The 14,177-nt window shown below is 69.2% G+C and carries 10 protein-coding genes; all 10 read right to left on the bottom strand.

Annotation, left to right across the window (positions count from 1 at the left end; genetic code table 11):
* Positions 1-607: 607 nt before the first annotated feature.
* Positions 608-775, bottom strand: coding sequence for a hypothetical protein (locus WME73_RS03425; RefSeq protein WP_437914718.1), 168 nt, complete (start codon positions 773-775; stop codon positions 608-610).
* Between the two features lie 1,129 nt (positions 776-1,904).
* Complete coding sequence (locus WME73_RS03420) at positions 1,905-2,336, bottom strand: hypothetical protein (protein WP_437914717.1); 432 nt, start codon at positions 2,334-2,336, stop codon at positions 1,905-1,907.
* Between the two features lie 1,165 nt (positions 2,337-3,501).
* Positions 3,502-4,017 (bottom strand): PP2C family protein-serine/threonine phosphatase, encoded by a 516-nt coding sequence (locus WME73_RS03415; RefSeq protein ID WP_437914716.1) that lies wholly within the window; start codon positions 4,015-4,017, stop codon positions 3,502-3,504.
* Positions 4,018-4,608: 591 nt separating this feature from the next.
* The gene (gene istB, locus WME73_RS03410; protein ID WP_437741864.1) at positions 4,609-5,415 is read right to left on the bottom strand and encodes an IS21-like element helper ATPase IstB; all 807 of its coding nucleotides are present in this window, start codon (positions 5,413-5,415) and stop codon (positions 4,609-4,611) included.
* Entirely contained in the window at positions 5,402-6,901 is a 1,500-nt protein-coding gene (gene istA / locus WME73_RS03405) for an IS21 family transposase (protein ID WP_437741865.1), read from the bottom strand. Before istA ends, istB begins: the two co-directional genes overlap by 14 nt.
* Entirely contained in the window at positions 6,898-7,269 is a 372-nt protein-coding gene (locus tag WME73_RS03400) for a hypothetical protein (protein WP_437741866.1), read from the bottom strand. Before WME73_RS03400 ends, istA begins: the two co-directional genes overlap by 4 nt.
* A 1,237-nt stretch (positions 7,270-8,506) precedes the next feature.
* A complete protein-coding gene (locus WME73_RS03395) occupies positions 8,507-9,979 on the bottom strand; it encodes a PGRS family protein (RefSeq protein WP_437914715.1) in 1,473 nt (490 codons plus the stop codon).
* Positions 9,980-10,104: 125 nt separating this feature from the next.
* A complete protein-coding gene (locus tag WME73_RS03390; protein WP_437914714.1) occupies positions 10,105-11,028 on the bottom strand; it encodes a PEGA domain-containing protein in 924 nt (307 codons plus the stop codon).
* A 597-nt stretch (positions 11,029-11,625) separates the two neighbouring features.
* Complete coding sequence (locus WME73_RS03385) at positions 11,626-13,179, bottom strand: hypothetical protein (RefSeq protein ID WP_437914713.1); 1,554 nt, start codon at positions 13,177-13,179, stop codon at positions 11,626-11,628.
* A gap of 56 nt (positions 13,180-13,235) precedes the next feature.
* Positions 13,236-13,859, bottom strand: a complete 624-nt coding sequence (locus tag WME73_RS03380; protein ID WP_437914712.1) for a hypothetical protein — start codon at positions 13,857-13,859, stop codon at positions 13,236-13,238.
* Positions 13,860-14,177: the final 318 nt, after the last annotated feature.

The raw sequence follows: 14,177 nt of genomic DNA, 5'->3' as shown, positions 1-14,177 counted from the left end.
AACACGACAGGTTCCCGGAGAGCCCATCAGAGCCTGCGTCCCCCACACCCTCTGGTCGACTCGCTCGATTCAGCCCCTTCGTGAAGGGGCCTCTCGCTCAAGAGTCCTCGCTTCTGCGGTGCACCGAGGGCACGAGCATCAGCTTGGGGCGACGCTTGCTTCGCGCTTTAGGGCCACCTGCCGGGCGTGGGTTCTTCGCCCACAAGAGGCTCTGCGACGCGGGCAGTCTGGGCCCTGACGGCGGCGCGAGCTCCTCCGCCGCCGCCTCTTCGCGAGCGGCCCGCTCCGCGATGCAGTGCATGCAATACTTCTCAGGATCCCAGTCGATGTCCTCGAGACCCAGCCTCCGTACCCACATCCGCTCCCACTCCCCCATCTTGCTCAAGCTGGGGCGCTTACCAGAGGGAGGGGGGTCGTCTCCGCGGGACCTTCGGCGCTTCGGCATGGGGCTCCTTGAATTCGGGCGGCGCCCATTCTGCCGGCAACGAATGAGCTCGCCAAGGGGTTTCTTCGAATCATCGTTGCCGTTTTGCCGAGTTACGTTCAGCCCTCCGAAATTGCCACGAGATCATACCGTCTCTCATTTTTTCTGCAGCGCTCGCCGCGATCAGCAGTCCAGCGGGCTCTGCTCGCTGCTCCGCCCCCTCCCCGGGCAGTCCACCGCAGCCGCGGGGTTCGCCGCTGCCTCCGCTCGCTCCGGCGCCGGCTTGGCTCCCGGGAAGATCGCCTCCCCACCCTTCGCGCCGTCACCTTCGCCCACAAGAATGCTGCCCACCCCGGCCCGTGCTCGTCCCTCCGGGCCTGCGCGCGCTCCGGCGCTGCTGCACCGCTCCTCCTGACGAGTTCAACCCACAGACCCCGCAACACGTGCCAGGACGCACATTACCTGCTCGGGCTCAAAGGTCACCTGCACGCCGCTCGGTCCCGGCCCCGGACGTTCGTCCTCGGAGCGGCCTGTTCGACGCGGGCTCATCATGAACCGCACTTCGTCCCGGCACTGCGACGCAATCATCTCACCAGCACCAAGGTCGTCCACGCTGGCTGCCTCGACAGCGGAATGCACCATCTCGATCGCCGTGCGGGAGACGACCTCTCCGCCAAGCCGGCCCGTGACCAGGAAGAGCCCCAGGCAAGGCAACTCACCAGAGCGCTCCTCGTTGCTCGCACGACGCCTCGACACAAGGGCATCCGCCCCTGCCTCGATGGCGATCGTTGGACGCACCATCCTCCACCTCGCACGCTCGTCGCAACGACGAGCCGAGTCAGCGCGCACCACGCTCGCGGTGCGCCGGTCTCCTGTTCTGTCGCCCAGCCCGCCGCGCTGCGGCGCCGCCGTGCGCCCTCGGCGAGCTCAGGCCGTCAGCGGCTGGTCGCTCCGACTGGAAGCTCGCGACGGGACCTCTTGCTCAAGCGCTCAAAAATCGTCGCGCACGAGGCGCGCCAATCGCACCATCTTCAGCAGCAGCCGCCTACAGCGGCCCTTGCTCCGCCTGCTTCGCCTACCTGCCCTCAAAGGAATCTTCTCCCACCCAGGGCTCAGCAGCAGCTTCGGTCGGTTCCCCGACCGTGATGCAAGCTCCTCCATCACCGCTTCCCAGGCCGCTCGCTTCGCGATGCAGTGCTCGCAGTGCAGCTCGGGGTCCCACTCCACATCCTCGAGGCCCAGCCTGCGCACCCACATCCGCTCCCACTCCCCCATCCCGCTCGGGCTGGGACGTCTTCCGGAGGGAGGGACATCGTTTCCACTGGAATTCCGGCGCATCGGCAGGGCGCTCCTTGGGATTGAGCGGCGCGCATACTGCCGGCCACGAAAGAGCTCGCCAAGCGTTTTCGTCCAGAAATCGATGTCTTTCGATTACTTACGCTCAGCCAGTCCGGGTCATCACAAAATCGTACGGCCGCCCTCACTTTCTCCACCGCTCGCCGGTGGCAGCAGTCCAGCGGGCGCTGCTGGCCGCTGTGCCTGTTGCCTGCGGGAGATGCGTCGCCTCCTTGATGGCGCGTCGCGCGATCGTCGGGGTCGCCTCCGCCACGCTTCGCGGCGGCTGGCGGCCGACGAGGCCGCCCGCCACCTCGTCGCTCACTTGCGGAAACTCCTGCTCCACGGCCGCCGAGCCTGCCGCGCCCGCGTTGTCCGCCACGGTGTTGCTGCCGCCGGGGCCCCCAGCGCCCGGCGTGCCGCGTTGCAGCGTTGTCTCCCCTTCCTGCTCCACCGCCTTGCCTCGGTACGCGATCGCGAACGACGGCCCACCGAGGCCTCCTCCTCCTGGATTGCCATTGCCTCCTTGCCCTCCCTGCCCACCAGCGCACGCGTGCTTCGACCCGCTGCCCCCCATGCCACCGGCTCCGCCGAGCCCGCCGGCTCCACCGAGCCCACCGGCAGGTACCCCGCCAGCCTCACCTCTAGCCGGTGCTCCCCTGGCTCGACGACCACCTCCCCTTCCAGCTCTTCGCACCACGCTGCTCGCGCTGGGGTGCAGAGCAAGACGGAGAGCAACACCACGATGCCCATTCCCCGGCCCGTGCTCGGCCCTGCGGGCCTGCGCGCGGTCCGCCCCTCCCAAATCCCGCGCTCCGCGCGGGACGGGAGGGGTCGCGGCGGCGATCGCGGTTCGGGGCCCAGCGCCATCACGCCTCCGCCCCGGCGCCGCACATCGCAGCTCCCCCGCCGCGCAAAAGTGACCTGCTGCCGGACTGCCTTCAGCGACCGTCGGATAACATCCGCGCTCGCGACCCGACGCAGAAGGGTTCAGCAGGTCAACGGTCCCTCCACCCGCGCCTTGGGCAATCCACTCGATGGTGGTGAGGTTGTCAGCGCCGGGCAGCCCACCGTGTCGCGTCTCCGCGACAAAAGAGTCCCTACCACCCCAGCGCAGGGCACGTCCAATCATTTCTTGTCTCCTCCTTCAGCTCAGCGGCTCGCAGAGCACTGCATTCGTCAGTCGCTCATCCGCATTGCGCTCAGCTCCCGTAAATTCTCATCGTGCTGCTCACTTCACTGACCGCAGCTCGCATTGCCCCGGAAGTCCCGATATTCTCCGCTCACGCCCACCTCGCCGGCGTTTCCACCTGGCGCCAGGCCTCTGCCCTCGCCCGCTGTGCCCCCATGAAGCTCGCCAAGGGCTTTCTTCTGAAATCGAAGCCTTTTCACCCAGTTACGCGCAGCCATACTGGATCGCCACGGAATCGTATGGTCATCTTCACGTTCTCCGTCGCTCGCCGATAGCGGCGATCCACGGGGTTCTGCTCGCCACGTGCCTTCAGCGCCTCCCGCGCCATCACCACACCCCCAGGACGAGCGAGATAACGAGAAGAACACGAAGAAGAAGGGAGAGCTGATGCCCTCCCCCGGTCGGTGCTCGGCGCTTCGCGCCTGCGCGCCGCCCGCCCCTCCCAAGTCCCGCGCTACGCGCGGGACGGGCGGGGTCGCCTCGACGCAGCCTCGCCGCCCTCCAGGACTTATGCCCCGCTCCTCCTCAGGAGTTCTAACCTTCAGATCCGTCAGATATCGGCAACCCGCGCCAGAATGCACGTCACCAGCTCGGACTCGCCATTCTCATCAGCGCAGTCGACAAGCAGGCTGGCCGCGAGGCGCAGCTCGCGGTGCGCTGCGAGGATGCCGGTGATCCGGCGCTCGGCCACAGCACTCCAGAGGCCGCCCGAGCACACGAGGAAGACGTCGCCCGGCTCCGTGTTCTCGACCTGGGTTTTCATCTCCACCGCCGCCTCGCAACCGAGCGCGCGCGGCGCCGCCTTTGCATGTTGCACCAGCATGGCCAGCGCATCCGGCGAGACGGTTCCATCCGACACGCCACCGTCGAGCGCCGCGAAACCACGCGTTCGCTCCTCCAACCTGCCGCCGCGGAATCGATAGATGCGCATCTCGCCGACGTAGGCGATGTACACCGCCCCCGGCGCGAGCAGCACACCGGCGAAGCTCACCGGCGTGCCGCTCCGGCCCGGCTCCAGACGATCGCCCTCGGGGCGGAAATGACATGTTCGACGAGGACTCATCATGAGTCGCACTTCGTCCCGACACTGCGGTGCAGTCATCTCACCAACCCACCCTCCTTCCGCACTACCTTCCAAACATGCGTGTACCACCTCAACAGCAGTACGGGAGACAACCTCTCCGCCGAATCCACCCGTGACCAGGAACAGCCCCAGACAGGGCAGCTCACCAGAGCGCTCCTCGTTGCTCGCACGACGCCTCGACACGGGGGCATCCGCCCCCGCCTCGATGGCGAGCGTTGGACACACCATCGTCCACCTCGCACGCTCGTCGCACGGACGAGCCGAGTCAGTGCGCACCACACCCGCGGTGCGCCGGTTTCTACTCTGTCGCCCAGCGCACCGCGCCGCCGCCGTGCGCCCTCAGCGCGCCCAGTCCGTCAACGCCTGCTCGCTCGAATCGACCCCTCGGGGCCGCTTGCTCAAGAATCCTCGCGCTCGAGACGCGCCAGTCTGTAGATGGCCTCGGAGATCCGCAGGAATCTGGCCACGAGGATCCGCGGAATCGTGACCCTCACGTCCGCAGAAAAGTGACCGTGGCGCCCGCGGAAATCTGACCCCCGGGCGCCGCGGAAATCGCACCCGGCGTCGCCCGGGTCAGCGCCTCTTCGCTGCCGCCGGGGCAGGCGGCGCGGCGGCCTCTGCCGTCGGCTTGGAGCGCGCCTCGCTCATGGCCAACGACTCCTTCTGCCGCCACGAGTCAGCATCGATGTCGAGGATGTGGCAGTGCTGGACGAAGCGGTCGATCAGCGCCGAGACGCACGCCGCGCCCGGAAAGACCGTGCTCCACTGCTTGAATGGCAGGTTCGTCGTCAGCACGAGCGATCGGCTCTCGTGCCTGCGGCTGATGAGGTTGTAGAGCAGATCGGCGGACTGACGGCTGCACGGCAGGTAGCCGATTTCGTCCAGGATCAGCAGCGACGGGGCAGTGTACTTTCGCAGCCGTCGCTCGAGGGCCGGCAGCGACTCCTGCTTGAGCAGATCCGCGAGCGCGGCCGACAGCGTCGTAAAGCGCACGGTGTAGCCGCGCTGGAGGGCGACCATGCCGAGGTTTTGGGCGAGCATGGTCTTGCCGACGCCGCTCGGACCTCGGAGCAGGACGTTGTGCCCCTTGGCGACGAAGTCGAGGGTCATCAGCTCCTCGACGAGCTCACGCTGGATCGTGCGCGGGTGGTTCCAGTCGAAGCGCTCGAGGGGCTTGAAGGTGCCGAGGGTCGCCGCCTTGGCGCGCGCGGCGAGGTTGCGCTCGGCGCGCTCGCGGCGGGCGATGGCGGCGAGCTCCTCGAACGTCTGCACCGGCGACAAGCGCGCCGTGGTCGCATGCGCGATGAGCGCGAGCAGCGCCTCGCGCGACACGCGTACGCCGAGGGAGTGAATCAGATCTGCGACGTCATCGTTGGGCATCGTAGGACTCCAGGTCGTGGGGAATCACGTCGCGATCGGGGACGTGGGCTCCGAGATCGATGTCGATGGGGACAGGGCCCTCGGCGGCGCGGCGACGCTCCTCGCAGAGCACGGCGAGGGCACCGGGATCGTGGGTGCCGCGGGCGATGGCCTCGCGCGCCGCAGCGCCGAGGATCTCGACGCCGTACAGGTCCAGAAGGCGCAGGGCCTTGGCGGTCATGAAGCCGACGTTGCGACCGGCCTCCACCCAGCGCTCTTGCAGGATCTCGAAGCCGGGGATCGCGGCACCGAGCCGCTCGCGCCCCTTGGCCTCGCGCGCGGCGCGCTTGTGGTCGAGCAGCTCGGCACGGTGCTCGGGCGCCTCGATGACCTGGCGTCGTCCCCAGCAGCGCACGTGCCGCGCAACCTCGGTGCCGCCGTCCAACAGCTGCACGGTCGTGTCACTGGCCACGAGCGTCAGCGTCTTGCCGTGGTGGAGCGACGGCGCCGAGTAGCGGTTTCCGTCGAAGTGGACGAAGGCGGTCTTGTCGACGGGCACGGGCTGGACGAGATCCGTCTCCGGCAGCGGGTCGGGCAACGCGAGCAGCCTCGTCCTCTCCTCCGCGAGCACCTGGTCGATGCGCCGCTCAGGCCATCGGGGGTGCGAGCGCACGTTGGCAATCTCGTCGAGGAAGACGAGCAGCTCGGCGTTGCCGCGATCGAGATCACGCATCGTGCGCGCGGCGAAGAAGCGGTCGCGCAGGAAGCGAATCGCCCGCTCGACCTTGCCCTTGTGCTGCGGTTTCCGCACGGCGCAGAGCCGCGGCGCGACGCGGAGCTGACCGGCGACCGCGAGCAGGTCCGGGTGGAAGCGCACGGCGTCGCCGTGGCGCTCGAGGACGACGGTCTTGGGGTTGTCGAACAGCCATTGTCTCGTAGCGCCGCCGAAGTAGCGGCACGCGCGCACGAGCGAGCGGCGGAGCGAGCTCGCGGACAGGTCGAGCACGAGCTCGCCCCAGATCGCGCGCGAGTACGACAGGACCATGACGAAGGCCCAGAGCTGGCGCGTGCCGCCCGCGACGCGCAGCTTGCCGACGTAGGCCCAGTCGATCTGGGCCTGCTCGGCGATGAGCGGCTCGACGCGGAGGAACGCCTCGCTCTTGGGCGCCGGGCGCACGAGCCGGACATGCCGTCGCACCGTGCGCATACTGCCCTCGTAGCCGCGCTCGACCAGCATGTCGTACAGGCGCGTGGCGCGGAGCCGGGGATACTGTGTCAGCGTCTCGATCACGAAGGCCTCGTAGCCGCGCAGCGGCAAAGGCACCTCGCTCACCGCGGCATCCGCGTCGCGAACGACGGGCCGCGAGCGCGCCCCCTTGCCGAGGCCGAGCACGCGCTCGACGGTGTCGTGGTGCAGACCGAGCTGCGTCGCGATGGTGCCGACCTTCCAGTGCTCGGCGAAGTGTAGGCGGCGAACCTCCGCCTCCTTGGCCTGGTCGATCGTCATCGACCGAGGCTCCTGCGAAGGCGATGCTCGCCACGGAAGTTACCGAGTCCCGGCAGGCGTTGCCCGCGGCGGGGCGGGGCGTCCATGAAGAGAGGCTCGACGATGTAGTGCAGCGTCGCGCGCGCGACGCCGAGGCCGTCGCACAAACCCAGCGCGAACAAGATGTCCTCGGACTCCGCAGAAACGACAGCACGGACCCTCTGGTCGTGCCAGAGCGCCATCGATTCGCACAGCATCGGCCCGGCGAACCGATGCGCCGGTGTGGCCACCGACCGCAGCCGGGCCTTCATCACCTCGTCGGGCCCCTGCGTCAGCAGCACCCGCGTCTCCCGCGCTGTCGCGGAGATCGTCATCACGAGTTCGTCCATTCCTTGACTCCCGCGGGCCGGCGGCGGCCACGTCGTCTGTCGACGTCGGCGCGCCGGTCCGCGGGCACACGCTGGCGGATGCGGGCAAGTTGTCGGAACCCGTATCCATCACGCGCCGGCCCCGTCGGACGCGGTAGGCACGCTGGTGATCCCGGTGATCGAGCCGCCCCTCAGCGGAGCGCTGGTGACGCAGCCGAGCCGCGCGCAGAGCCCGCTGGCGAGCCGCGGCGCGGCAGCCGCTGCCGCAGTAGACCTGCCCTCGATCACATCGGCCGCAGACGAAGAACATCTCGGCGCAGCACCCACAGCGGGCGAGCCGGAAGCTGTCTTGCACGAGTCCCCGGGCCAGCGCGCCGGGAAGTTGCCCTTGGCGGCTGGGTCGTGCGAGACAGGCCGAACATCGGTCTGTCGCCGATCCCCGGAAGGCCCTGGTCGCTACCCAGGGCCTTCTTCTTTCCGGCGCGCCGCTTGGGCGTGATCTCTACCGCCGCGCCTCGCCGGGGCGAACTTCCCGGCCGCCCGCGCCCGCCCCCAGGCGTCACGATGTGAGGGGCAGAAATCTGCGGATCGGGGTGGCCATTAACACGCCAGTCGCACCAGCTTCAGCAACAGCCGTCTGCAACGGCCCTTGCTCCGCCTCTTTCGCCCACCCGCCCTCGGTGGGTGCTTCGCCCAGCCGCCGCTCAGCCGCAGCTTCGGCCAGCTCCCCGACCGTGATGCGAGCTCCGCCATCACCGCTTCCCGAGCCGCTCTCTTCTGGACGCAGTGTTCGCAGTGCAGCTCGGGCTCCCACTCGACACCCTCGAGACCCAGCCTCCGTACCCACATCCGCTCCCACGCCAGCCTCGCGCTCACGCTGGGGCGTCTTCCGAAGGGAGGGACACCGTTTCCGCTGGACTTCCGGCGCATCGGCAGAGCGCTCCCTGGGCTCGCGCGGCGCCCATTCTGCCGGCAACGGAAGCGCTCGCCAAGGGCTTTCTTCGGAAATCGACGGCTTTTCGAGCAGTTACGCCCAGCCATGAGGGATTGTCACAAAATCGTACGGTCTCCTCACTTTCTCCCCCGCTCGCCGGTAGTAGCGGTCCACCAGACGCTGCTCGCCGCCGGGCACCTCACCTGCGGGGCACACCTCTCCCCTTCGATCGCGCTTCTCGCGATCGCCAGCCCTCCTTCCACCGCGCTTCGCGGCGACGCGGGCGACGCCATCGACGACGCCGCCCGCTACCTCACCGCTCGCTCACGGAAACTCCTGCTCCGCCGCCGCCGTGCCTGCCGCGCCAGCGTTGTCCGCCACGTTGCTGCTTCCGCCGGGTCCCCCAGCGCCGGGCGTGCCCGGTTGCAGCATCGTCTGCCCTTCCTGCTTCACCGCCTCGCCGCGGTACGCGATCGCCACCGACGGCCCGCCGAGGCCTCCTCCTCCTGGACCGCCGTTGCCTCCCTGGCCTCCCTGCCCACCAGCGCACGCAGCCTTCGAGCCACCTACGCCCGTGCCGCCAACTCCGCCGAGACCGCCAAGCCCACCAGGCTGAAGGTCACCGCCGGCGCCTCCCTTGCCTCCTTCGCCCGCCTTCAGCACGCAGTCCTTCAGCGTCACCTCCCCGTCCACGCTCGCCAGTGCGATGCTCGCTCCTCCCGCTCCGCCGCCTTGGCCGGGTAGCCCGCCGCAGCCACCGGGTCCGCCGCTGCTTCCGCTCGCTCCAGCTCCCGGCATGGCCCCCGAGCAGATCGCCGCGCCGCCCTTCGCACCGCCACCTCCGCCCCCACCTTGCCCGGGCGTGCCCGCTTTGCCGGGTCCGCCGCTCACGCCCGCGTAGCCCGACGAGCTCAGCGTGCCGAGGCCGCTCGCGGCGTCGCCGGCTTTGCCCTCGGGACCGTTCGAACCATCGTCGCCTCGGCCATTGGGTTCAGGCCCGCTGCAACTCCAAGCCCCTTCCGGCGGTTCGCCGACACCTGCCGCTCCAAAGGTTCCGCTCTGACCTACCTGCCCAGAATCGCCGTTGTTCACCTTCCCATCGCCACCTTCGCCACCGATGGTCAACGCGCCACCACACGCGTTTTCGACCTGCTCCCCGCCAGCTAGCGTGGAATCGGGCGCTCCCGATGTATCCAGATCACTGCACGCGTTCGTGCCGGCATTTCCAGGCAACGCCTGCTCCGGTGCCTCGGGATCCGCATCCTCTCCCTTTGTGCCAGCCGCTCCCTTGCCCGCGACCAGCTCGCACCGCACCAGCTCCGCCTCCGCACCATCTACCAGCACCGCAATCGACGACGCGCCCGGCGCCTCCGCATCTGCCGCGCGCACCGACACATCCTCGACCCTCACTGCGTCTTCGCCCCGCGTCACCTTCAGCGCGATTCGCTCTTCCCCCTCTTCCCCGGGCGCCACGACCGTCTTCGCCGTCTTGCCGATCCAGACCCAGCCGTTCGCGCAGTCGAGGCCACCGAAGAACTTTACGCCCGCAGGCAGCTCGATCGCTTCCTCGAACGTCTCGGCGCACGCATAGACCCCCGTCCCATTCCCGGCGGCGCGCCGCACCCCCTCGGCGAGCGTCGCGACTGGCTCGGCCCGGGTACCTAAGTTCTCGTCGTTGCCTGTCGAAGCCACGAAGACGCCGCACGTCTCGTCCACGGCGCCGTCGATCTCGCTCGGCACGCATCCGGCAGGGACGACTTCGCTGCCCCTGCCCCGGTATTTCTCGCACGTGAGCATGAGCTCGCAGTCGTTCTCAATGTGGTACCAAAGCCCATCGCAACCACTTGCAATCAACACAACAGCGACGGCCGATCCAAGCAGGGTTCGCCCAAGCGTTCTCATCGTTCGTTCTCCGGCTCGACTCACCACGTGCTCACCATCACAACGCCGAGGCCATCAACCCGCGGCGCGGGCAGTACGAGCAGCGCTCTCGACTTCTCGCCGCTCGTCACTGGCCACACGGCGTAGGTAACGGCGGCAGCGGCGAGGACGCCCGACGCGATGTAGCTGCCCAACGCGACATCCCCCAGCAGACCTGCGCGCTCACCCGAGCGATGGAGCTCCGCGCATCTCTCTGCGAACGACGGCGACGCGAGGCAACCTCCGCCCGCGACAAAGATCTGGTCCTTCTGCGCGCGAGCCTCCGAGTTCGCGTTGTTCGACGCCACCGTCGTCCCGATCCCCACGCCGAGCCCCACCACGCTCGCTGCGCCCAGTGCGATCGCCGGCACCCAGCTCTTCCCCGGCAGCGGCGGTGGCGGCGCCACCGGCGCCGGCGGCTGTCCCACCACCGGCCCACCACCCGTCGCCCCCGCCGCGCTCCCGTCCCCCTCCGTCTTCACGCCCGCCGACGCCTGCGGCTCGGCCTTCACCGGCGTTATCGCCAGCTTCACCTCCGCCGTCGCTCCCTTCGCCACACCGACCATCTGGCTCGCCGGCTCGTAGTCCAGATGCTTCGCCTCCACCCGGTGCTCGCCGGGGTCGACGAACACCTCGCCTTCCAGCGGCGCCCGCCCCACGCCCTTGCCGTCCACCAGCACCTCCGCTCCCGCTACGGTGACCGACACCTTGAGCGCACCCACCTGCGCCCGCGACTCTGCCAGCCACTTCTCCGCGTTCGGCTTCAGCTTCGCCACACCCTTCAGCAGCGGCCAGTGTCTCAGCGCGAACGACAGGTACGTCGCTGCTTCCTTGTGCTTCTTCAGCTGGTACTTCGTGTTCCCGAGGTTGTACGCCACGTCGAACGTCGGGTTCAGCTCCCACGCCGACTCAAGCTCAGCCTCCACGGATTTCCTCGACGCCATCGCAGTCGATGAGCCGCGTTCCTCGCCCCATGCAGCGCGCGCTGGCATGCAGCAAAGAAGGACGGCCACAAGGATGCTGCCCACCCCCGGCCCGTGCTCGGCCCTACGGGCCTGCGCGCGGTCCGCCCCTCCCACGCCCCGCGCTGCGCGCGGGACGGGAGGGGTCTCGCCTGCAACGGCGGTTCGGGGTCCAGCGGGGCGGCGCGTCCATCCCCCCGCGGTCGCGCCTCGAAGCTCTCCCACCGCGCAAAAGCGATCTGCTGCCGGGCTCCCTTCAGCGACCGTCGGATAACATCCGCTCTCGCGGCCCGACGCAGAAGAAGTCAGCAGATCAACGGTCCCTCCGCCCGCGCCTTGGGCAGTCCACTCGGTGGTGGTGAAGTTGTCAGCGCCGGGGAGCCCACCGTGCCGCGTCTCCGCGACAAAAGAGTCCCTATCACCCCGGCACGGGGTGCGTCCAACCATTTCTTGTCTCCTCCTTCAGCTCAGCTGTTCGCGGAGCACCGCGCTCGTCCGCCGCTCCTCCGCATTGCGCTCAGCTCTCAACAATTCTCAGTCGTACTCACCGTGTTGCTCACTTCACTCGCCGCAGCTCGCATTGCCCGTGAAGTCCCAACATTCTCCGCTCACGCCCACCTCGCCGGCATTTCCACCCGGCGCCGTGCCTCCGCCTTCGCCCGCTGTGCCCCCAATGAAGTTCGCCAGCGTCACCGCAGCTCCCGGCGACGCCGCGTAGGCGATGCCCACCGAGTGGCCGCCTCGGCCGCCTGCACCGGGACCGCCATCACCACCCGCCCCGCCTTTGCCACCGTCGCAACCGGCCTTCGAGCCTGGGAGACCAGATGAAGTGCCGCCGGTCGCGCCGCTGCCTCCAGCGGCACCACCTCTCCCGCCGGCTCCGTTGCCCCCCTTGCCCGCCTTGCCCACCGCGACGGTCACCTCCCTCAGCACAAGCTTCGTTCCAAGGCTCACAATCCCGATGCTTGACCCGCCGGCCTTTCCGCCGCCGCCTCCTTTACCTCCGCACCCGCCGGCTCCGCCTCCGCCGCCGCTGGCGCCTACGCCGTCCACCGTGCTTCCGCCGCCGGCCTCGCAGAACAGGCCGGCCTTCGCTCCCCCGCCGCCTCCTCCGCCTTGACCTCGCTTGCCAATTTCGCCTGCACCGCCGTCGCCCCCAACGATGCCGGCCAGCGTCAGCTGCGTGTCGCTCCTAGCCTCGCCGACCTCGCCTCCAGCGCCGGGCAAGCCGTCTTCTCCGCGCCGGCAGTTGGCGTCGGCTTGCCCAGCGCCACCAAGGCCGGACGCTTCCGGGTTCGGCTCTGGTAACGGCATACCATCCGCTCCCTTCAGACCGTTGCCTGCCTCCGTCCCCGTGATCCCGCCGAGCCCGCCGACGCCGCCGTGCGTCTCGCCGTCCTCGCATGTCGTCACGCCGGGCTCGCCGCCGAACACCTGGTTCGGCGCGTCGCACGCCTCTGACACCTTCACTGACGCGCTCGCTCCCGCCTGCGGCACCTCCGTCGGCGTCTCGCCGGTTGCACCGTCCATCGCATCGCCCGCCGTCACGTCCACCTGCGCCAGCTCCGCCTCGACGTCCGCCACCGCCACGCCGATTGACGACCCGCCCGGCTCCGTCGCGCTCGCCGCACGAACCGCGAAGCTCTTCACCTTCGCCCCGCTTGCGCCTTCCGTCATCGTGAGCGCCACCGCGCCCGCGGGTCCCTCGATGGCGCTGCGTGCCTCTGCGCTCCACGTCCACTCCGCCTCGCAGTCGAAGCCGCCGATCACCTCGACCTTGGCCCCGATCGTCACGCTCTCCTCGAACGCTCCGCTCGTGCACGCGAGCACTCGCTTGTTACCCGCGTTCGCCACCGCCTCCCCGAGGGACGCGTACGGCCTCGCCTTCGTCCCGTCTCCCCCCGCTTCCGCCGTCGCGCTCGCGAACGCCGCGCACTCGTCCGTCACCGTGCTCGCGTGCTGCGTCGGATCAGCCTCGCATGCGGGGTTTGGGTCACCGCCGCCTGTGCCATCCCACAGCCCGCGGTGGTGGTCACACGACAGGGTGACCTCGCAATCCTCCGCAACGTTGCTCCATACCGTGTCGCAACCGACGGTGCAAACGACCAAGCCCAAGGAACACAGCTGCCAACAAACTTGATTCCTCTTCATCGCACCCTCGCTTCGGCTCTTCACCATGCCCCCCGCACCGCAATTCCCCCGTAACCGATGTACACTTCGGGCAGTGCACGAACCTTGTCTGACGCCTTGGTCCCCGAACGCAGCCATAGCGCATAGGTCGCGGCTGCGATGGCCAGCACGCCCGATGCTGTGTACGCCACGGTCGCTGCGCGCCCGAACGTGTCGACGCGGGAGGCCGTTGTCTGAAGCTCAGAGCACGCCTGTTGGTATCTGGGCGGCGCATCCGGGCAGCCACCGCCGACGTTGAGGATTGCATTGGCCTGCGCGCGCCCATCCGCGCTCGCGTTGTTCGACGCCACCGTCATCCCGATCCCCACGCCGAGCCACACCGCGCTCGCCGCCCCCATCGTGATCACCGGCACCCAATTCCGCCTCTTCTCCGGCAGCGGTCGCGGCTCCGCCAGCACCGCCTGCGGCCCCGCCACGAGCCCGACGATCCTCGCACCCGTCGCGCTCCCGCCACCCTCCGTCGTCGCTCCCGGGGCTGTCGACGCCTCGTTCTTCGTCGGCGCCGCGTCGGCCGTCTCTCCAATAGCCACCCGCACCCGCTGCTCGCACCACGCAGGTCGCGCGGGGGTGCTAATAACGACTGCAATGAGCACGAGGATGCCCACCCCCGGCCCGTGCTCGGCCCTGCGCACCTGCGCGCGGTCCGCCCCTCCCACGCCCCGCGCTGCGCGCGGGACGGGAGGGGTCTCGCCTGCTACGGCGGCTCCTGTTCCAGCGCGGTGGCGCATAAATCCCCCCGCGACCGCGCCTCGAAGCTCTGCCGCCGCATAAAAGCGACCTGGTGCCGGGCTCCCTTCAGCGATCGTCGGATAACATCCGCTCTCGCGGTCCGACGCAGAAGAAGTCAGCAGGTCAACGGTCCCTCCACCCGCGCCTTGGGCAGTCCACTCGGAGGTGGTGAAGTTGTAAGCGCCGGGAAGCCC

It is taken from the genome of Sorangium sp. So ce302 (genome assembly GCF_051530145.1).
Classification (GTDB): domain Bacteria; phylum Myxococcota_A; class Polyangia; order Polyangiales; family Polyangiaceae; genus Sorangium; species Sorangium cellulosum_B.
This window is presented reverse-complemented; position numbering and strand designations above follow the sequence as displayed.